Here is a 19,640-nt window from a genome sequence, read left to right on the forward strand (position 1 = left end):
CTGTGCGCGGCGTCCAGGAGGGACCCATGAAAAACCTTTCAACGATCAATATTCGGCTACCTGTAATGGGGCTATTGCTGGGCTCTCTTTTGCTCGGTTGTTCCCAGCGCGAGGAATCTACTGACACCACAGCAGATTCTTCGATGGATTCACCTACTGTCAGTGTCATTGTGAGCCCAAACGATAGTCGGGAATATCGCTCACTGTCTTTGGCGAACGGTATCGAGGTCTTGTTGGTTTCAGATCCACAGGTAGAAAAATCGGCTGCAGCTTTGAGTGTGGGCGTGGGCCTTATGTTCGATCCCATGGACTATCAGGGTATGGCGCACTACCTCGAGCACATGTTGTTTATGGGGACTGAGGCCTTTCCTGAGGTTGATGCTTATATGAATTTCATGAGCGAAAACGGGGGTTCTCGCAACGCCTACACTTGGCTAGATATCACTAACTACATGTTCGAAATTAAAAACAGTGCCTACGAAGGGGCGTTAGATCGCTTCTCCCATTTCTTCAAAACCCCCCTGTTGGACCCCGAGTACATAGAAAAGGAAAAAAATGCCGTCAACGCAGAGTGGTCCATGCGCCGGGAAATGGACTACTTCGGTATGTTCAAACTTGGCAGAAGTTTTCTAGGTGATCATCCAGCCAATCGCTTCTTAATCGGTAACTTGGAAAGTTTGGCGGATAAGCCAGGTTCATCGCTACATAGTGCAACGGTCGAGTTTTTCGATCAGTACTACTCCGGCAATATTATGAAAGTGGCGATGGTGAGTGACCGCGATTTAGATCAGATGGAAGCTCTGGCTAGGCAGTATTTCGCCGACGTGCCCAATAAAGGGGTTGCCGAGCCGGTGGTGACCGAGCAAATCGATATGGTGGAAGCTGCAGGTAAGCTGGTGCACTACGTTCCGCTTGAGGACCAGCGGATGTTGCAGATGGATTTTCTAATCGATGCGAATGACGATCAGTTTCGTGTGAAGCCCAATCAGTACCTCGCTTATATTTTGGGGTCTGAGATGCCCAATACTCCGGCGGCTCGATTGAAAGAGCTGGGGTGGGCGAGTTCCCTTGGCGTCATGGCATCCCCCAATGGCTTGGGTAACTATGGCACCTTCAGCATTCAGGTAGATCTTACTGAGGCTGGAATGGCGCAGCGTTCAACCATTGTCGATATGGTGCTGGGTTATATCGAATTATTGCGCACAGAGGGTGTAGACGACAGATTTGCGAGCGAGTTTGCAACGTCTTTAACGAATCGATTCAGGTTCTTGGAAAAAACCAATGACTTTGCCTACGTCTCGCAGCTGGCTGAGGCTATGCAAAACTACCCGACGCTTCATGCTATCGATGCACCCTATCGCTTCGAGGAATTTGACGCTGATGCGGTGTCCAGTGTTTTAGAGCAACTGATACCCGAGCGGCTGAACGTTTGGTTCGTCTCAAAGGATGAGCCTGCGACTGAAGAAATGCATTTTTATGCAGGTAAGTTCAGCGTAGAACCCTTAGCCCTGTCTACGCCTAACGAGCAGGTGGCATTGGCATCGGCAAACGGTTTAGCCATGCCCGCGCTAAATACCTTGCTACCTGAATCCTTTGCGGTAGATCACGCTGCTGGTCAGCCGGTAAAGGTAGTCGATACCGAGAACGCAGAATTTTGGCTTCAAGGCAGTGCTACGTTCCCAGAGCAGCCCAAAGGGTTTACGCAGTTACAGCTCAACACCATTGAGCAAGCCAAGAGTCCTGATGCAAGCGTGCTGTCGGCTCTCTGGGTCGATCTTTATCGGCAGCAGCAGACAACGCTACTCACCGAGGCGTCAATTGCAGGAATGAACGCCTCGGTCTCCCCGGGTTTCGGTCTTCAACTGACTTTTTCAGGATTTACCGATAAGCAGCCTGAATTGATTCAGCGATCTCTTGAGGCGTTGCGCATAGAGCCCTCAGAGGAGGAGTTTACGCAGGCGGTTGATCGCTTTACCCGGGGGCTCGAAAACTCGCGGTTTGGTTTTCCCGTGCGGCAGCTGTTTCCGGCCATACGTCGATTGACGCAAACGGGAACATTTAATCAGAAAGACTTGCTGCAGGCGGCGAACGCCGCAACCTTGGAGGCACTCAGTGGGCATATTGAACAGCAGCTCAGCAGTGCTTACGTGCGCGGCTACCGCTTTGGCAATTACAGCGAAAAAGACGTTCAGTCCCTTGCTGATCTCATTGCGCGGGTGCTCCCCAACCGGTCCGGTGATAGGTACACACGCGCCGATACTTATGCGCCACAGCCGGGCAGTACGCTTGTTTACCAAGAGAGCCTTCCGGTAGAAGATTTGGGTATGGCGTATTTGTTTGCGGCGCCTACAGCGAGTATTGAAAACGTTGCTAAAGGCGAATTGCTGGCCGCACACCTATCCAACCGGGCGTTCAATCAACTGCGAACTGAGGAGCAGTTGGGATACGCCGCAGGAGGTTTTGCTACTCAGCTGGGTGACCACCCCATGGTAGGTTTTTACATACAAACACCGGTTAAGGCGCCCATCGCAATGTTGGAACGTTTTGATCGTTACCGAACGGAGTTTGCTTCAGATTTGGAAGCTTTAGATCAGGCCGAGTTTGAAAGTATTAAAGCGGGCGTTCTGACAGATCTGACGCAACCGCCCAAGAATCTCGGGGAAGAGGCGGGTCCGTTTTTGATGGACTGGAACCGTGAACGATATGACTTTGATACCCGGACTCAGTTAATTGCAGCTGTTGAGCAAGTAACCCTTGATGCCGTACGCGATTACTACGCGCAGACCGTTATGGCAGAGGCAGCCTCACGGGTGTTGGTTCAGCTAAAGGGCACCGGTTTTGCCGATGAGCCTTTCGCTGAAATTGCCGGCGCTCAAATTGTCGAAGATGTTTCGATGTTTCATCAGAGTATGCCAATACAGCCTCGTTAATGCTCTCCGCACCGCCCCATGTCATGGGGCGGTCACAACTTCCGTCGCCGTTATCGCAAAAACCGGGTATTTCGACGCATATATTATAGTTCTAAAATAGAATCCTGTAGAAAAAATACCGATTTCGTGTAATTTGTTGCTCAGATTTCCTCGGATTGATAGTTCCTTATTGGTATTTAGTGATCTAGCCATCCATTTTTTATTGGGCTGTAGTCTCGTATCTGGCTGCAACTAACCCAATTCAGGACTTTACGGATCGGAGAAAGACAGTGAGTGAGCAACCCATCCTAGATGTGCAGGAAAGACAAGAATGGCTCGATGCCCTCGACTCGGTGGTGCGCGAGGGCGGTGTTGCCGCTGGTGAGGCATTGATCAATGCGTTGTCTCAGCATGCTGAGAATACTGGGGTGCCCCTACCTCGAGCCATCACCACGCCATTTCGCAATACCATCGCTCCCGCTGACGAGCGGCCTATGCCTGGCGATTTGTTTATGGAGCGGCGCATACGCTCGTTGATTCGCTGGAACGCCATGGCCATGGTCATGCGTGCCAACGATAACGACGAGGGGCTGGGGGGGCACATTTCAAGCTTTTCCTCGAGCGCAACGCTTTACGACGTGGGCATGAACTACTTTTTCCGGGGTACTGAAAACGGCCATCCCGGCGATCTTGTTTTCTACCAGGGACACAGCGCGCCGGGCATGTATGCACGATCTTTCCTCGAGGGCCATATTTCAGAAACGCAGTTGCAAAATTTTCGTCGGGAAGTCGACGGGCAGGGGCTGAGTTCGTATCCCCATCCATGGTTAATGCCCAATTACTGGCAATTTCCTACGGTGTCGATGGGCTTGGGTCCAATTCAAGCCATTTATCAGGCTCACGTGATGAAGTACCAACAAAACCGTGGGCTGGTAGATCATCGTGACAGAAAAATCTGGTGCTTTATGGGGGATGGCGAATGCGATGAGCCTGAATCTCTGGGTGCCATTGCTCTCGCCGGCCGAGAAAAGTTGGGCAACCTCCACTTCGTCATTAACTGCAACCTGCAGCGTCTCGATGGTCCGGTACGAGGTAACGGTAAGATCATTCAAGAGCTTGAGGGTGTTTTTCGCGGCGCTGGATGGAACGTCATCAAGGTTATCTGGGGCAGGAAATGGGACCCACTACTAGACCGCGATAGCTCAGGTTTATTGCAGCGACGCATGGACGAGGTATGCGACGGTGAGCTGCAAAACTTTAAGTACAACGGCGGTGCCTACACCCGCGAGCACTTCTTCGGTGAGTACCCTGAGACCCTCGAGCTGGTAAAAGACTTGAGCGATGACGAGATCATGCGCCTCAACCGGGGTGGTCACGACCCCTACAAGGTCTACGCGGCCTATGCAGCGGCTTGCGAAGAGACTACGCGCCCAACTGTCATATTGGCGATGACTGTGAAGGGGTACGGTACTAGTGAGGCTGGGGAAGCTAGCAACGAAACGCATTCATTAAAGAAATTGGATCTCAATAGCTTAAAAGCCTTCAGAGATCGTTTTGGCATTCCGATTAGCGACCGAGAACTCAAGGATGTGCCTTTTTACCGTCCACCGTCGGATAGCCCAGAAATGCGCTACATGAAAGAACGGCGGGGCGAACTGGGCGGCCACATTCCAGCGAGGCGTGCGCAGTCGCGGTCGTTACCCGCACCGGCCAAAAGTGCATTTGCCAGCCAGCTCAAGTCGAGTGGCAAACGCGAAATATCAACGACCATGGCCTTCGTTCGTATCTTGTCATCGCTGCTCAAAGACAAGGTGCTCGGTGAGCGTGTTGTTCCCATAGTTCCCGATGAAGCACGTACTTTTGGCATGGAGGGCATGTTTCGGCAGCTGGGTATTTATTCATCGGTAGGTCAACAGTACACCCCGCACGATGCCGGCGGAATTTTGTATTACAAGGAGGATGTCACCGGGCAAATTCTGGAGGAGGGTATTAATGAGGCGGGTGCTTTTTCCGCTTGGTTGGCTGCGGCAACGTCCTACAGTGTCTCAGACTATCCTATGGTGCCCTTCTTTATTTTCTACTCCATGTTTGGCTTTCAACGTATCGGTGATTTGGCATGGGCGGCGGGGGATAGTCAGGCTAGGGGTTTTTTAATCGGCGGGACCTCCGGACGTACCACACTTAATGGTGAGGGCTTGCAGCACCAAGACGGACATAGCCATCTCATGGCGGCGACGGTTCCTAATTGCGTTAGCTACGACCCCACTTACGGCTATGAGTTGGCGGTGATTATTCAGGACGGTATGCGTCGTATGTACGAGGTCGGTGAGAATGTTTTCTATTACATCACAACGATGAACGAGAACTACCACCACCCCGATATGCCCGAAGGTGTTGAGGAGGGCATTGTTAAAGGTGCCTATGCGCTAAAAACATCCACCATGACAAATGGGCCTCGGGTTCAGTTGATGGGTGCGGGTACGATTTTGCGAGAGGTCGAAGCCGCGGCGGCGATGCTAGAAAAAGACTACGGTGTTGCAGCGGACGTTTGGAGTCTTACAAGCATTAATGAGCTTGCTAGAGATGGTGCTGATGCAGTGCGGTGGAACCGCCTACACCCAATGGAAGAACCCCAGAAACCCTACATCACGAGTCTGCTTGCCAATCGCGAGGGCCCTACGGTTATCGCTACTGACTACATAAAGGCTTATTCCGAGCAATTGAGGGAATTTATTCCTGGCCCTTGTACTGTGTTGGGCACTGATGGATTTGGTCGCAGTGACACTCGCAAAAATTTGCGTCAGCACTTTGAGGTTAGCAGTGACTTTATTGTGATTGCAGCGCTTAAAGCCTTGGTCGATGAGGGGGTCTTGCAGCCTCCAGTTGTTGCCCAGGCGATTGAAGCGTTAGGTGTTGATGTCGAGAAAATCAATCCGCGTAACGCCTAAGAGCAGAGGAGTCCATTATGTCTGTTACCGTAATCGTTCCCGATATTGGGGGTGCCGAGGGTGCCGAGGTTGTCGAGATTTTTGTTGCTGTTGGCGACATGATTGAAGTTGACCAAAGTCTCATTGTTGTTGAATCTGACAAAGCGTCTATGGAAATACCGGCGACGGTTGCCGGCAAAGTTTTAGAGTTAAGGGTTGCCCTAGGAGATGCGCTTTCTGAGGGCGACGCGGTCTTAGTGGTGGAAGCCGAAGCTGCTGAAGCAAATCCCCAAGGCGACGCTAATTCTGCGGGTGAGCCAGCCACGGCAGCGGCTGACGTTTCTGCGGCGCCTGAACCTTCTGAAAAACAAGCAGAAAAACCAACAGAAAAATCGGCAGATACACCCGAAGCTCCGGTGGACGTTGTGGCTGAATCGGCTGGCGCACCTGCGAGTCAGATCAAGCCATCGCCTGCATTGGCAAGCGAAGTTCAGGCGTCTTCACAGCGTGAGACCAGAACCGAGGCAGATGTCTATGCTGGCCCGGCGGTGCGCAAATTAGCGCGAGAGTTTGGAATTGATTTATTAAAGGTCACGGGATCTGGTCGACGCGGACGAGTGGTAAAAGAAGATTTGCAGGCATTTACCCGAAAAAATCTTCAAAAGTCAGCTGAAGGATTTACCGGCACTGGTGTGCCTGTCGTGCCTGATATCGATTTCAGTCAGTTTGGTGAGGTCACGGTTGAAGATAGGTCGCGCCTTGATCAGATGACAGCAACCAACATGTCCCGGTCATGGCTTAACGTGCCGCATGTCACGCAGTTTGAAGGGGCAGACATCACCGACCTTGAGTCATTCCGCAAATCAATGAAGCAAGAGGCCGAGCAACTTGGCAATAAACTCACGCCCATGCCTTTTGTACTCAAGGCTTGTGCAGTAGCGCTTGCGGCGCACCCCAAAATGAAGTCTTCCCTCGCTTTGGCGGGCAAGCAGCTGGTTTACAAGCAGTACTGCCACATTGGAATGGCCGTCGATACGCCCGCGGGGTTGGTGGTTCCGGTTATCCGAGATGTCGACAAGAAAGGCATTTGGCAGCTTGCCGAGGAAATTCGCGATATGGCAACAAGGGCGCGGGAGAAAAAACTCACACCAGCCCAAATGCAAGGCGGTGTTTTTACCATAAGCAGCCTTGGCAGCATTGGCGGAGAGGGGTTTACCCCCATTGTAAATACGCCTGAAGTGGCAATTTTGGGATTATCTCGTGCTGAGATTAAACCGGTATGGGATGGTGAATCGTTTTTACCAAGGCAAATTTTGCCGCTGTCGCTATCCTACGATCATCGCGTTGTAAACGGGGGAGATGCGGGACGTTTCCTGACCGACTTGGCTGCGTTATTGTCAGACGTACGACGGATCATTCTATAGGCGGTGGCTGACTTCCCTACTATGTGACATGTTAGACTCTGCGATCTACCCAACTGTCTTGTCGACGCCTGCTAGGCTTTCGGAGCATCCATGATTATCAAACCCCGAGTCCGCGGATTTTTGTGCATTACAACGCACCCCGAAGGTTGTCGCGAAAACGTTAACCGCCAGATACGTCATGTGCAATCTCAGGGTGCAATAGAAGGGGGACCTAAACGGGTTTTGGTATTAGGTGCCTCAACCGGATACGGTCTTGCTTCTCGAATAACGGCGGCCTTTGGTGCTGGTGCATCTACTTTGGGCGTGTTTTTTGAAAAGCCCGGTACCGAGCGCAAGCCGGGCACTGCCGGTTGGTATAACGCAGCAGCCTTTCACAGCGCGGCAGACGAAGCCGGTCTTTATGCCAAAAGCATCAACGGCGATGCTTTCTCTGATGATGTGAAGGCTCGCGTTATTGACTTAATAAAAGAAGACTTGGGGGCGATTGATCTAGTGGTCTACAGCCTCGCAGCACCTCGTCGCACGCACCCCAAAACCGGCGTTGTTCACACATCGACGCTGAAGCCTATTGGCTCTGATACCGTGCAAAAAGGCGTCAATACCGATAAAGAAGAGATTCAGGAATACCACCTAGAAGCGGCCAATCAAGACGAAATTGATAACACTGTTGCCGTCATGGGCGGTGAAGACTGGCAGATGTGGATCGAAGCACTTGATGAAGCGGGTGTTCTCGCCGAGGGCGCAAAAACTACGGCCTATACCTATATCGGTGAAAAAATAACCTGGGATATTTATTGGCACGGCACCATTGGTGCGGCCAAAAAAGACCTCGATAAGCGCGTGGTTGATATTCGCGAGCGGCTTGCGGCCCATGGCGGTGACGCTCGGGTATCGGTTCTTAAGGCGGTGGTGACACAGGCCTCGGCGGCTATTCCTGCTATGCCCATTTATCTAGCGATATTGTTCAAGGTGATGAAGGCCCGGGGAGAACACGAGGGTTGTATTGAGCAGGTGAATCGACTCTTTAGAGATTCTCTTTACGGCACCGCGACAGGCCCTGATGTCGATGGACGATTGCGAGCTGACAACCTTGAGCTGAATCCAGAGGTGCAGGCTGAGGTAGCTGAAATTTGGGAGCAAATAAATACCGACAACCTCAAAACGTTGTCTGACTTTGATGGCTATCGTCAGGAGTTTCTGCAGTTGTTTGGTTTCGAAGTTGACGGTGTAGATTACGATGCCGATGTCAATCCTGAGGTCCCGATAACGCAAGTGGTGGAATGAGTGTTGACCCCCGGTGTCGTTCATACCCTATCCGATCGCGTTCGACGGTTGGTAGCGCCGAATCCAGGGCCAATGACGGGCCCGGGAACCAATACGTATCTCATCGGTAGCGGCAACAATGTGGCTATCTTAGATCCGGGTCCGGCCATTGATTCACATATAGAGGCCATCGTTGATGCTTGCGCTGGCAAGGCGTCCCAAGTGGTGTGCACTCACACGCATCCTGATCACTCACCAGCGGCAGCGATTTTGGCCCAACGGCTGAACGTTCCAATGATTGGTGCAGTGACTGCCGACGACCGCCACCAAGATTTAACGTTTCAACCCGACATTGACCTTAGTGATGCCGATTTGATCGAAGGTGACGGCTGGACGTTGTGCGCGATTGCGACGCCGGGGCATGTCGACAACCATTACTGTTACCTGCTTCAGGAAGAGGGCTTGGTATTTGCGGGTGACCACATTATGAATGGCTCCACCGTTGTCATTGTGCCCCCCGGGGGCAGTATGCAGGCTTACATTGCCTCTCTGAGAAAATTATTGGACTACGACGTCACAGCGGTGGCTCCTGGGCACGGTGAAATTATTCCAGATTGTCGGGGTGAAGTGGAAAAGTTAGTACGACATCGGTTAATGCGGGAACACAAGGTGATGTCCGGTTTACGCAAAGTTGGTCCTGCAAATCTTGATGCTCTGGTAGTGGTGGTTTACGACGATGTCGATCCGGCACTGCACGAGTGGGCAAAGCTGTCGATGCTGGCTCACCTCATTAAATTGCAGGGAGAGGGCAGCGTCTCGGTGCAGCAGGACATCTGGCAAGCTGTAGGCAGCTGATAATCTGTAAATTACGACAGTTTTTGAGTGGCGCTAAAAGATGGCTGCAAAAGTAGTATTTGCAGACCGCTTTTGGGTAGCATTGGGGCCAGCGAGCTCAAGTCTGTGGCGTTAGGTGGTATTTCCCCTCAAGGGTTTTTGATCGGCAACGCTCTGGCAATATTTCTGGGAGCGGTTCTGGGCCGGTCTCGCATTCATTTTAGATAACAGTAAAGCGATCAATAAAAAGGAAAAAGTTATGCAAGGTCTGATGATGGACGTCCCATTAACAATTACTTCCATTATTCAGCACGCTGAAAGCGTCAACGGGCATAAGGAAATTGTGTCTGTGACCCGGGACAACCCAAGACATCGTTACACCTACAAAGACGCGTTTTCTCGCAGTCGCCAGTTGGCTAACGTTATTGCAGGCTGGGGGCTTTCGCAGGGCGATCGCATTGCCACGCTTGCGTGGAACGATTATCGGCACTTGGAGGCGTATTACGCAGCAGCCTGCTCGGGGTACGTCTGCCATACGATTAACCCACGACTGTTCCCTGAGCAAATCGTTTACATTATCAATCACGCCGACGACCAGTTTGTGTTTGTCGACCCCGACTTTTGGCCGCTGATCGAGCAAGTGGCCGGTGAGTGCAGCAATGTTAAGGGTTGGGTCGTCATGGCGACCCCGGAAAACATGCCTGACACGCAGCTCGCCAACGTGTATTGCTATGAAACGCTGCTCGAGGGGCAGTCTGATCAGTTTTTATGGCCAGAGCTGGATGAAAACGCCGCCTGCGCGCTGTGCTATACCTCGGGCACAACAGGAAACCCCAAAGGTGTTCTCTACAGCCATCGTTCGACAGTTTTACACACCTATGCGACGTTGATGCCCGACGCCCTAGGAATGTCGGGTGGTGATGTGGTGATGCCCATCGTGCCGATGTTCCACGTCAATGCTTGGGGCAATCCCTACGCCTGTCCCGTTGCGGGCTGCAAGATGGTCATGCCCGGTAACAAAATGGGTGATGGCGCCACGCTGGCAGCGCTCATTAATGAGGAGGGGGTCACGATGTCGGCGGGTGTGCCGACGGTTTGGCTTAACTTACTCAACCACCTTCGCAGCGAAGGTTTGCGCGTTGATACCCTTAAGCAAATTGTGGTCGGTGGCTCCGCATGTCCACTTTCAATCATGGAAGAGTTTGATACCTATGGCGTGGATACACGTCACGCCTGGGGTATGACCGAGATGAGTCCGTTGGGTACTGCCAATGCGGCGGGAGCTCACCGCGACCTTCATACACAGGAAGAATTTACGCGGCTGCGGATGACTGTGGGTACTCCTATCTGGGGTGTTGAGGTCAAAATCACTGACGATGACAACAAAACGCTGCCTCGAGATGGCGTGGCGTTCGGTGCATTAAAGGTACGAGGCCCATGGATCTGTTCCAGCTATTATAAGCTGGAGGGGTCAGAGGCTCATGCAGAACCCGGTTGGTTTGAAACGGGTGATGTAGCCACTATCAGCCCCGAAGGCTACGTCGCCATTACCGATCGAACCAAAGATGTTATCAAGTCAGGTGGCGAGTGGATCTCGTCGATTGAGGTGGAGAATTGCGCCACCGGACATCCTCAGGTCGCTGAAGCTGCTGTTATAGGTCGAATGCATCCCAAGTGGGGCGAGCGACCATTGCTGATTGTGGTGCGTAACGCCGAGGGCGCTGATCTCCAACCCGACGAATTGAAGAGCTTTCTCGATGGTAAGATTGCCAAGTGGTGGATACCGGATGACGTTCAGTTCATCGAGGATATGCCCCACACGGCGACGGGTAAAATTCAAAAAACGACTCTTCGAGATGTGTTTGCCGACTATCAATTTCCTGACGCATAAAGGCCTCAGCGCTTCAAAGCTGGTCCCTGGCGATTGAAAGCTAACGTGTAATTTTCGAAATGACCCTGCAAGGTCCAATTCGGGGGCGGGTGTGCTTCATTTGAGGCTAGACGACCTGTGCCGGTTATCGAACTCCAAAGTGGTATTATTTGGTGCGCCGGGATACTTAGGCAGGTTGTAAACGTTATCATCACGGGTGGCGCTGGCTTAAGCGGCGCCTGAAGTATGTGAGCGGTTACTGAATTGGGGTTTCGATGAAAAAGATCGGTGAGATGCTCATTGAGGCAGGGAAGGTATCGGAACGAGATATCGATCGTGCCCTGCTGGCTCAGCGAGAAATGGGCGAGCGAATTGGGCAAGTTCTTATAAAGCTTGGACTAGTATCTGAACTTGATATGATTCAGGCCTTATCCCAACAGCTTGAAATACCGGTGTTACTGGGCCCTGAGTACCCTGAGGACCCCGTCACCCTAACCGAAATTCCAGAAATATTCTTGGTGTCTAATGGCGTAGTGCCAGTTAAGCGCACTGACGACGAGGTGGTGTTCGCAGCTTCAATACCTCAGGACGCGTATCTCAAAAAAGCGCTGGCCATGTCTTTACAGAAGAGGGTTAGTGTTGTCTTTGGTCTCGAGACCGATATTGCTAAAGCCCTCGAAGCTCGGGGTCAGTCAGGTAGTGACGATGACGATAATGAGTTTGGCGATCGCTTTTCTGGTCAAAGTGATGACGAATTTATTGAGCACCTCAGAGACCTCGCTAGTGAGGCGCCGGTTATTCGGCTGGTGAATCAAATTATTCATCGTGCGGTCGATATAGCAGCGTCAGACATTCACATTGAACCCTTCGAAGAGGGCTTACAACTGCGGTATCGCGTTGATGGTGTGTTGCAGGAGCAGCCCGACCCCCCTGGGGTTGACCTCGCTCCCGCCATTGCCTCACGCATCAAGCTGCTGTCGGGAATGAATATTGCCGAGCGACGCCTGCCTCAAGACGGCCGCATTATGACTCGGGTGAAAGGCCACGAGCTAGATTTGCGGGTGTCCACGATCCCAACCGTGCACGGCGAAAGCATTGTCATGCGTGTTCTCGATCGGGAAAGTATCCGGCTCAGCCTATCTGACATGGGTTTCTCTGAGGACACCCTTGCGAGGTATCAAACCTTGTTGGCGAGGCCTCATGGTGTCCTCCTCGTAACCGGCCCTACGGGTTCGGGTAAAACAACAACACTCTATGCCTCTCTGGCATCCCTCGATTCTGAGCGGCTTAAAATTATTACTGTCGAAGATCCGGTGGAATATCAGTTAGAAGGGGTTAATCAAATCCAAGTGCAGGCTCAGATAGAGCTTACCTTTGCACGATCACTGCGCTCTATTCTACGGCAGGATCCTGACATCATCATGATCGGTGAAATGCGAGATACAGAGACGGCGCAGATTGGTGTGCAATCGGCGCTGACCGGCCATTTGGTGCTGTCGACACTTCACACCAACACGGCGGCAGGTGCGATTACACGACTAGAGGATATGGGGGTAGAGCGTTATTTAATCACCTCATCGGTAAACGGGGTGCTGGCGCAGCGACTTGTGCGAACGCTCTGTTCAAGTTGCAAAGAGGAGGTTGAGCTTTCTGAGGTGGCTGTTCGCAAGTATAGCTTGCAACGATTTCTTCCTGATGGGCAAAAAACGGTGTTCCAAGCCAATGGCTGCGACCAGTGTGGGCATACAGGCTATGTAGGCCGTACATCAATTCATGAGCTGTTTTTGCTGGATGAGGAAATGCACCGGGTTATTATGGAAGGCGCTGATGCCACAATTTTGCACAGCGCTGCGCGCCGTCAGGGCATGATTACACTTTATGAAGACGGATTAAGAAAGGTCGTGCAGGGCCAAACGTCGTTAGAAGAGGTCATGAGGGTCACCCAAGATCAAAGTGGTGATGACGAGGTTCCTGACTCCGCACCAATGGTTAATGCGGCACGTTCCGAGAATGCTATCGCCTGATGCCAGCATTTACCTACAAAGCGGTAGGACGCGACGGTAAAGCTCAGCAGGGCGTGATCGAGGCGGATGCTCTCGACCTTGCTACCCGACAACTGCGCGCCAGAGGGCTTACGCCACTTAAGATAGTGGAGGGGGATGGTGAAACGGAGTCAAAGCCTCCCACCCGACAGGAAGTGTTGTCCATGACCACTGAGTTATCGGTGCTGCTTCGTGCAGGGCTGCCTCTAGATAGGGCTCTGAAAGTTTTAATAGACATGGATGGCCAGCCGCGAATGCGAGCAGTCCTGACTGACTTGTTGAAGGCAGTTAAAGGCGGTAAGGCGCTGTCTGCAGCGCTGCAGCCTTACGACGATATTTTCGGCCCTTTTTATCTCAGTATGGTGAGAGCAGGTGAAGCCAGCGGGCAGCTGTCGGCCGTCCTTGAGCGTCTGGTAGAGCATTTAGAAAGCGCTAAAGCCACTCGAGATTCGATCGTTTCGGCACTAATTTATCCGGCTATTTTATTGGTCGTTGCAGTCATTTCGGTGGTTGTTATGCTGGGATTTGTGGTGCCCCAATTTGAAACGCTATTTAACGACATGGGTGATGCCCTGCCGGCCATGACTAAGGCCGTTATCGGTGCGGCGGAATTCATTAAGGCCTGGGGTATTGTTGTCGGCGTGCTGGTCGCAATATCCGTCTTGGCATTGCAGCGCTGGGCCATTTCTCCGTCGGGAAAAAGCACGCTGGACCGGCGATTACTATCGCTGCCTATTGCTGGCAATATCGCTTTTGAATACGAAATGGCGAAATTTGCGCGGACTGTTGGCACGCTCCTAGGTAATGGAGTGTCACTGTTAAAGGCTATTCAAATAGCCATTGATACGGTGGGTAATGTCCCGCTCAAGGAAGGGCTTAACGTTTTGCCACCGGCAGTTAAAGCGGGCAAGCGTATGTCAGTGGCACTCGAAGAGGCTGAGATGTTTACTCCCATGGTCATTCAGATGACTCGAGTTGGTGAGGAGTCCGGGCGACTTGACGATATGATGTTGGAGCTTGCGTCGGTCTTCGAAGATCATGTGGGATCGGGTGTTAAGCGCTTGCTCACACTGCTTGAACCGTTATTGATTTTAACAATGGGCGCTGTTATTGCGGTCATTATTATTTCGATTTTGATGGGTATTTTGTCGGTGAATGACCTGGCAATTTGATGTTTAGTAATCCAAGTGGTGACTTGCACTTTGGAATAGAGAGGTAAGGCGATGTTTAAAAATCGTAATCGACGGCAGCGAGGTTTTACGCTGATGGAACTTTTGGTTGTGCTGGCGATATTGGGTTTGCTAGTCAGCTTGGTGGGACCACAAGTACTGAATCAGTTAGGTGGTGCGAAGTCGAAGACCGCGAAAATTCAAATTCGTGATCTCGAGCAGGCATTGGAGATGTACAAACTTGATGTAGGTCGTTTTCCTTCAACAAACGAGGGCATGGACGCCCTCGTTAGAAAGCCCGGTGATGCTACGGGCTGGAATGGACCCTACCTAAAGGGGGGCAAGGTACCTAAGGACCCTTGGAAGCGCGATTACAATTACAAGTATCCGGGTCAAAATGCCGAGCTTGATATTTTTAGTTACGGGCAAAATGGATCCCCGGGTGGTGATGGTGAGGACGCTGACGTTAACAACTGGGACTAGACCTCGCGGTTTTACGCTGATCGAGGTCGTTGCTGCTCTCACGGTTGTCGGGCTGGTATTGGCAGTTGCTGTGCCCCAATCTATTCGCTTTTACGAGTCCGTGCAGTTTCGCGCTGCAGTGCGTGAGACTATTACACTTCTTCACTCGGCGCGCTATGCGGCGGTGGCTAGCGGCGTAGCGCAGGACGTTGTTATTTCTCCGGAAGAGGGGTTCATTCGCTTTGCCCAAGAGCAAATTGAATTTGCGAGTGACGTGGAGGTGGCTGCTCACTCGGCAAAAGAGGTTAACCGAGACGGCTTGGGAATCATCCGCTTTTATCACGACGGTGGAGCCAGCGGCGGGGGTATAGATATCACTCGAGACGGAGGCTATACGGTGACAATTGCCATCGATTGGCTGGTGGGTCGTGTCGATGTTGATTTTGGACGTCAAGATGCTTAGTAGGCACCGCAATCAACGCGGTTTTTCCCTGCTTGAAGCTATGGTTGCGATCTCCATTTTAGGCATGGCTTTGGGCGGCCTTTATAGCGCAGCATCAGGCGCCACCCGCAATGTGCGAGCCGACGAGCGCTATGCTTTTGCCGTTGAGTTGGGACGCTCGCTGTTAGCCGATAATGTTCAGGTGCCAAGGTCGGGTATGAATAATGCTGGGGTCACGGCCGGCGGTTTTAAATGGACGGTGGCGGCTCGGCCAGCCCCCCTGGGACGATCTGGGCTGGATCAAGGAGCGCTGCAAGAAATTGAAGTCATTGTGCGCTGGGCTGACGGTCTTCGCGATCGGAGTATTCGCTTGGACTCCGTAGTAGAGGGTTTGCCTGAAGACCAGGAACTGTAATGAGACGGTCTGCGGGCTTTACACTGGTTGAAGTCGTCGTAGCTTTGGGCGTTTTTTCCTTGATTATGCTTGCGACCGTTAGCGGATATCGAACTTTAGGTAACACTGCAAATACCATTGAACGCATGACTAGTCGTACCGACGAGGTGCGCAGCGTTAGCGCTTTTCTGCGAGATGCGCTGGAAAACGCGGTTGTTGGTACACAAAGCGGTGGAGGTGACGAGTTGTCGTTTGGCGGTTCGGCAACCAACGCGGGCCCGGTGGCATTCTTCAGGGTTACCAAAGGAAGCCTCGAGTGGCACGCTAAAATTTTATTTGGTGAGGCTTACGGCGGCAGTTATTTTCTGCGGTTGGCGAAGCGAAATGATCAATTGGTGCTCCAATGGCAAGAGCCGCAAGGGCAGTTCGAACCCGCAGCCTGGCAGGAAGCACCGTCAAGAAAGGTATTGGACGACCTGCAAGTCTTCGAGGTTTGGACGCGGGTGGACCATAAGTCAAAATGGACCCGTAGTGATATTCAGCGCGAAGCACCCGGGCACATAAAGCTGGTGATTAAGGCGGATGACCGATTTTGGCCGGAGCTCATCATGACGGTGCAGCGGTAATGGAGAGCATTGAAAGTTGGCATGGTGACTCGATCACGCGACAGCGCGGTGTGGTTTTAGGCATTGTCGTTTGGTTCATTGCCGGTATGGCTTTGCTGGTCTCTGGGATTATTGCGGAGGCAAGGGTCGATACGCGCATGGCCCAATTACACTATTTCAGGGCTCAGGCGGCTGCGGCAGGAGATGGTGCCATCAATATGGCGCTTGCAGAGCAGGAGGGTAGGCGTTCGAGTGGTCAACGCGGTGCTAATCGTCTGCAAAATTACCAGATTGGCCAAAGATCGGTGGAAGTTCGGATGATTCCGGGAGGGGTGTTCGTCAACATCAGTAGCGAAGATGAAGAGGGCCTCCGTGCTTTGTTTCGATTGGGGGCAGTTGAGGCTCGAGATTATGGGCACGTCTGGGGGGAGTCCCCCGCGAGCCTGGCGGCTGCCGTGATAGAATTTCGAGACGGTTTGGGTGGTCGGGGCGGTAAGCTTTTTCACAGCCCTGAAGACCTGCTCCGTGTGCCGGGTGTTAGCCGCGGAGTGTACGATGCGGTGCGCAACTACATCACTGTTGGGGATTTGGCTGACGGTTTTCAAAGTAATGCGGAGACCGTGGAGTCTAGGCTAGAACACCTAAGGTTCGCTGTGGCGGGTGAAGGCGTTGTGACGCAGGGTGCGGCACAACATGCGGCGAAGTCTTTGAGGATAGATGCAATAGTGAATATCGGCGAAAAAAAGTGGCTGCGGAGGCGCTGGGCTACTCTTGAGGACAGCGGCTTCTCTCTCTTGCCATGGCGTTATGTTCGCACAGAGGCAGCTCGCCCTTTGAGCATGAGGGACCCATCTGGTGGCCAGTAAAAATCAATTTGAAGTTTTTGGTGTTGATATACGAGATTACGGGCGCCTGTGGCTAGTTGCATGGCGTGATTTTTTATTCGGTGATGATTCACCTATTCGCGCGGCTATGGACTCGCAAGTCGTCTTGCGGCACGTGGATGGTATGACTGAGACGTATCAGGCAGGGCGCCGAGTACAAGGCAATACAGCATTCTCGGAAGCTTATGCCGTTCCTGAAGACTTTTCTCTAAGCAGAAAGTTGTCTCTCCCAATAATTGCGGAGGCAGATCTGGAAGCAGCATTACATCTAGAAACTGCCGCATGCTCGCCCTTCAGCTCTGATGACACGGCTTCGGGGTGGCGTATTACCCGAGGAGAGGACAAGCGGGTACTTCTGGTTGACCTTGTTATTGCTTCACGCTCTGCCGTCATGGGTTTTTTAGGGGAGCATCACAGCATAACCGATCCTGGTGCTTGCGAGGTTTGGGCGAATGCCGGTTCTCAGTGGGTGTGCTTAAGAGGGTTTGGGGAGTCAGTCCGTGAAACTGATTATCGTTGGCGTATCTTCCGAGCTGGAGCATTGTTCAGCGTGTGTTTTGCCGCCGTTCTCTTACTAGTAGGGATGTCAGCCCTCTTGTCACAGAGGGAACTGTCTGCTTTGGAGGCGCTCCAGAGAGAGGCCTCGGAAGAGGCACGCGGTGCGATTGCACTGCGTGGTGAATTGGCGGCCACGAATGCGGCGATCGGCGAACTCAACAAGTTGAGTCTGCAATTACCGAGCCCGCAATCTGAAATATTACGATTAACGCAATTACTTCCCGACTCGGCGTATGTCACACAATATACGCAAGAGGGCCAGTCAATTCGTCTGCGTGGCCGCGGCACTGATGCCGCAACGTTACAGCAGGCCCTGACAGAGGAGGCAGCCTTTAAACAAGTAACGGCCCCGCAGGCCATTAGCCGTGTGGGTAACACTGGCCTTGAGCAATTCTTTCTCGATATACAGCTGAGGGCGAGTCCATGAAGGTGTGGATTCGCGGCCATCGCCGCAGCGCTGTGCTTGTTGCCCTCACGCTTTTGCTGCCCCTCTATTTTTTTCTGGCGGCTATGACAACTATGTTGGCTGCGAGGGGTGAATACCGTGAACAAATAGACAATATAGAGCCGAGAGTGGCGCGCATGCAGGGTCTTGTTGCCAAAGAGGACGAAATAGCGAAGTCTTTAGCGGGGGTCAACACGATAGCTAGGGATCATATCTACCCAAGGAGCTCGGCAGCCGAGGCGGTTGCTGCATCTTTACAGGCTGAGGCGAGGCGCATTCTTTCAGATGCGGGTATGCAGGTCACCAACAGTCAGATCCAGAGGCCTCGTAAGCGAGATCAATTTGATTATGTGGCAGTGAAAATCGTTGCGAGGGGCACACTGGCACAATTAGATCAGGGGTTGTCCGAGCTGGATCAATTTCGCCCTGTAATCTTTGTCGAGTCGCTCGATGCGTTTCCCAACAGACGACGCCGCAAACAAGAGACAGCAACGCAGTTATTAACCGTTTCCATGCAATTGCTGTCTTTGAGGTCTGTGTTGTGACAGGGCTGAAGTCATGGATGACTCGCTATCAGGTTCAACACAATCCGTTGAAAACTGAGAGACGAATTGAGCTCGCTGTGCTTGTGCTGCTAGCTTTACTAGTGATCAGCGCAGTCCTGGGTGGTTTCCGGTTAGTGGCGAGTAGTGAGCCTGAGCCCGTGTTTCCCTCCGCTGATTCGCTTGCGGTTCAGGCGCTACAGTTGGACTCAGGGCTCACGGCAGAGCAGGCCGCAGAGATTTTGAGCCGACCCTTGTTTTGGCAGAGCCGCAGGCCCTTGGTTCCGCCGCCTAAGGTTGTCGCTAAACCCAAACCTAAAGCGGCAAAAAAGCTTGCTGGTGTCACTTTGCTGGGTGTGTATGGTGCAGGCGATGGCTTAGGCCTGATCGCTACCGTGGATGGTGTGTTCAGTCGAATTAACAAAGGTCAGTCGGTAAAAGGCTGGAAATTTAGTGATTATGAAGAGGGTGCTGCGGTCTTCGTCAGTGGCGGCAAAAAGTCAGTGCTACCTTTAGAGATGACAGCGCCCAGCGTAAAAGTTGTGTTGGTGCCGAACGCAGGTAACTCCCCGGCAAAAGAATCCGGGGAAACAAGCGGTTCCGAAGCAGATGACGGGGGTGGCCTCTCTTTTGGCGGTTCATCGAAATGAACATCAAAGAAGGGAAGCTGATGCGAGGCGTCTTTTTTGCCAGCTCGTCATCATTTGCTTCTATGCTATCGCTTAACAGAGTGAGTTGTGGGCAGAGACAATAATTTTGCGAGTGCTCGGGAAGAGTTTTTGCAACGATGATCGAATAGTGCTGAACGCGTCCCTTGCATCATCATAGTAGTACGGCAGTCTAAGGATGGTTTCACAGGGATACATGGGT

16 protein-coding genes are annotated in these 19,640 nt (G+C 52.3%); all 16 read left to right on the top strand.

Features of this window, described 5'->3' with window-relative positions; genetic code table 11:
* Positions 1 to 26 precede the first annotated feature (26 nt).
* The 16 genes from ACMAY6_RS03755 to ACMAY6_RS03830 all read left to right on the top strand — a co-directional run bounded on the left by ACMAY6_RS03755 (position 27) and on the right by ACMAY6_RS03830 (position 19,420).
* The gene (locus tag ACMAY6_RS03755) at positions 27 to 2,930 is read left to right on the top strand and encodes an insulinase family protein (RefSeq protein WP_435214563.1); all 2,904 of its coding nucleotides are present in this window, start codon (positions 27 to 29) and stop codon (positions 2,928 to 2,930) included.
* Between the two features lie 269 nt (positions 2,931 to 3,199).
* Entirely contained in the window at positions 3,200 to 5,857 is a 2,658-nt protein-coding gene (gene aceE, locus ACMAY6_RS03760) for a pyruvate dehydrogenase (acetyl-transferring), homodimeric type (RefSeq protein ID WP_435214565.1), read from the top strand.
* Positions 5,858 to 5,874: 17 nt separating this feature from the next.
* Positions 5,875 to 7,260: a 2-oxo acid dehydrogenase subunit E2 gene (locus ACMAY6_RS03765; protein WP_435214567.1), complete on the top strand. Its 1,386-nt coding sequence runs from the start codon at positions 5,875 to 5,877 to the stop codon at positions 7,258 to 7,260.
* Positions 7,261 to 7,350: 90 nt separating this feature from the next.
* Positions 7,351 to 8,544 carry an enoyl-ACP reductase FabV gene (fabV, locus tag ACMAY6_RS03770; protein WP_435214569.1) on the top strand — a complete coding sequence of 398 codons (1,194 nt, stop codon included), beginning with the start codon at positions 7,351 to 7,353 and terminating at the stop codon, positions 8,542 to 8,544.
* Positions 8,545 to 9,378, top strand: a complete 834-nt coding sequence (locus ACMAY6_RS03775) for an MBL fold metallo-hydrolase (RefSeq protein WP_435214571.1) — start codon at positions 8,545 to 8,547, stop codon at positions 9,376 to 9,378. It abuts the gene before it with no gap.
* A 238-nt stretch (positions 9,379 to 9,616) separates the two neighbouring features.
* Positions 9,617 to 11,248: a long-chain-fatty-acid--CoA ligase gene (locus ACMAY6_RS03780; protein WP_435214573.1), complete on the top strand. Its 1,632-nt coding sequence runs from the start codon at positions 9,617 to 9,619 to the stop codon at positions 11,246 to 11,248.
* Between the two features lie 254 nt (positions 11,249 to 11,502).
* Positions 11,503 to 13,251: a GspE/PulE family protein gene (locus ACMAY6_RS03785; RefSeq protein WP_435214575.1), complete on the top strand. Its 1,749-nt coding sequence runs from the start codon at positions 11,503 to 11,505 to the stop codon at positions 13,249 to 13,251.
* Positions 13,251 to 14,441 (top strand): type II secretion system F family protein, encoded by a 1,191-nt coding sequence (locus ACMAY6_RS03790; RefSeq protein ID WP_435214577.1) that lies wholly within the window; start codon positions 13,251 to 13,253, stop codon positions 14,439 to 14,441. Before ACMAY6_RS03785 ends, ACMAY6_RS03790 begins: the two co-directional genes overlap by 1 nt.
* Before the next feature lie 51 nt (positions 14,442 to 14,492).
* The gene (gspG, locus tag ACMAY6_RS03795; protein WP_435214578.1) at positions 14,493 to 14,921 is read left to right on the top strand and encodes a type II secretion system major pseudopilin GspG; all 429 of its coding nucleotides are present in this window, start codon (positions 14,493 to 14,495) and stop codon (positions 14,919 to 14,921) included.
* Positions 14,887 to 15,363: a pilus assembly FimT family protein gene (locus ACMAY6_RS03800; protein ID WP_435215940.1), complete on the top strand. Its 477-nt coding sequence runs from the start codon at positions 14,887 to 14,889 to the stop codon at positions 15,361 to 15,363. The genes gspG and ACMAY6_RS03800 overlap by 35 nt, the downstream gene beginning before the upstream one ends.
* Complete coding sequence (locus ACMAY6_RS03805; RefSeq protein ID WP_435214580.1) at positions 15,356 to 15,757, top strand: type II secretion system protein; 402 nt, start codon at positions 15,356 to 15,358, stop codon at positions 15,755 to 15,757. The genes ACMAY6_RS03800 and ACMAY6_RS03805 overlap by 8 nt, the downstream gene beginning before the upstream one ends.
* Entirely contained in the window at positions 15,757 to 16,362 is a 606-nt protein-coding gene (locus ACMAY6_RS03810; protein ID WP_435214581.1) for a PulJ/GspJ family protein, read from the top strand. The genes ACMAY6_RS03805 and ACMAY6_RS03810 overlap by 1 nt, the downstream gene beginning before the upstream one ends.
* Positions 16,329 to 17,207, top strand: coding sequence for a hypothetical protein (locus tag ACMAY6_RS03815; RefSeq protein ID WP_435214583.1), 879 nt, complete (start codon positions 16,329 to 16,331; stop codon positions 17,205 to 17,207). Before ACMAY6_RS03810 ends, ACMAY6_RS03815 begins: the two co-directional genes overlap by 34 nt.
* Positions 17,197 to 18,210, top strand: a complete 1,014-nt coding sequence (locus ACMAY6_RS03820; protein WP_435214585.1) for a PilN domain-containing protein — start codon at positions 17,197 to 17,199, stop codon at positions 18,208 to 18,210. The genes ACMAY6_RS03815 and ACMAY6_RS03820 overlap by 11 nt, the downstream gene beginning before the upstream one ends.
* Positions 18,207 to 18,773, top strand: a complete 567-nt coding sequence (gene gspM / locus ACMAY6_RS03825) for a type II secretion system protein GspM (protein ID WP_435214587.1) — start codon at positions 18,207 to 18,209, stop codon at positions 18,771 to 18,773. Before ACMAY6_RS03820 ends, gspM begins: the two co-directional genes overlap by 4 nt.
* The gene (locus tag ACMAY6_RS03830; RefSeq protein WP_435214588.1) at positions 18,770 to 19,420 is read left to right on the top strand and encodes a hypothetical protein; all 651 of its coding nucleotides are present in this window, start codon (positions 18,770 to 18,772) and stop codon (positions 19,418 to 19,420) included. The genes gspM and ACMAY6_RS03830 overlap by 4 nt, the downstream gene beginning before the upstream one ends.
* The last annotated feature ends 220 nt before the right edge of the window (positions 19,421 to 19,640 follow it).

The sequence above is a fragment of the Luminiphilus sp. nBUS_16 genome (assembly GCF_051201645.1).
Classification (GTDB): Bacteria; Pseudomonadota; Gammaproteobacteria; order Pseudomonadales; family Halieaceae; genus Luminiphilus.

Excerpts from the sequence above, each read along its gene's own strand:
- ACMAY6_RS03755 (WP_435214563.1), top strand. The coding sequence starts at position 27 with ATGAAAAACCTTTCAACGATCAATATTCGGCTACCTGTAATGGGGCTA.
- ACMAY6_RS03810 (WP_435214581.1), top strand. The coding sequence starts at position 15,757 with ATGAGACGGTCTGCGGGCTTTACACTGGTTGAAGTCGTCGTAGCTTTG.
- gspM (WP_435214587.1), top strand. The coding sequence starts at position 18,207 with ATGAAGGTGTGGATTCGCGGCCATCGCCGCAGCGCTGTGCTTGTTGCC.
- ACMAY6_RS03765 (WP_435214567.1), top strand. The coding sequence starts at position 5,875 with ATGTCTGTTACCGTAATCGTTCCCGATATTGGGGGTGCCGAGGGTGCC.
- fabV (WP_435214569.1), top strand. The coding sequence starts at position 7,351 with ATGATTATCAAACCCCGAGTCCGCGGATTTTTGTGCATTACAACGCAC.
- ACMAY6_RS03790 (WP_435214577.1), top strand. The coding sequence starts at position 13,251 with ATGCCAGCATTTACCTACAAAGCGGTAGGACGCGACGGTAAAGCTCAG.
- ACMAY6_RS03785 (WP_435214575.1), top strand. The coding sequence starts at position 11,503 with ATGAAAAAGATCGGTGAGATGCTCATTGAGGCAGGGAAGGTATCGGAA.
- ACMAY6_RS03800 (WP_435215940.1), top strand. The coding sequence starts at position 14,887 with ATGGTGAGGACGCTGACGTTAACAACTGGGACTAGACCTCGCGGTTTT.
- ACMAY6_RS03780 (WP_435214573.1), top strand. The coding sequence starts at position 9,617 with ATGCAAGGTCTGATGATGGACGTCCCATTAACAATTACTTCCATTATT.
- gspG (WP_435214578.1), top strand. The coding sequence starts at position 14,493 with ATGTTTAAAAATCGTAATCGACGGCAGCGAGGTTTTACGCTGATGGAA.
- ACMAY6_RS03805 (WP_435214580.1), top strand. The coding sequence starts at position 15,356 with ATGCTTAGTAGGCACCGCAATCAACGCGGTTTTTCCCTGCTTGAAGCT.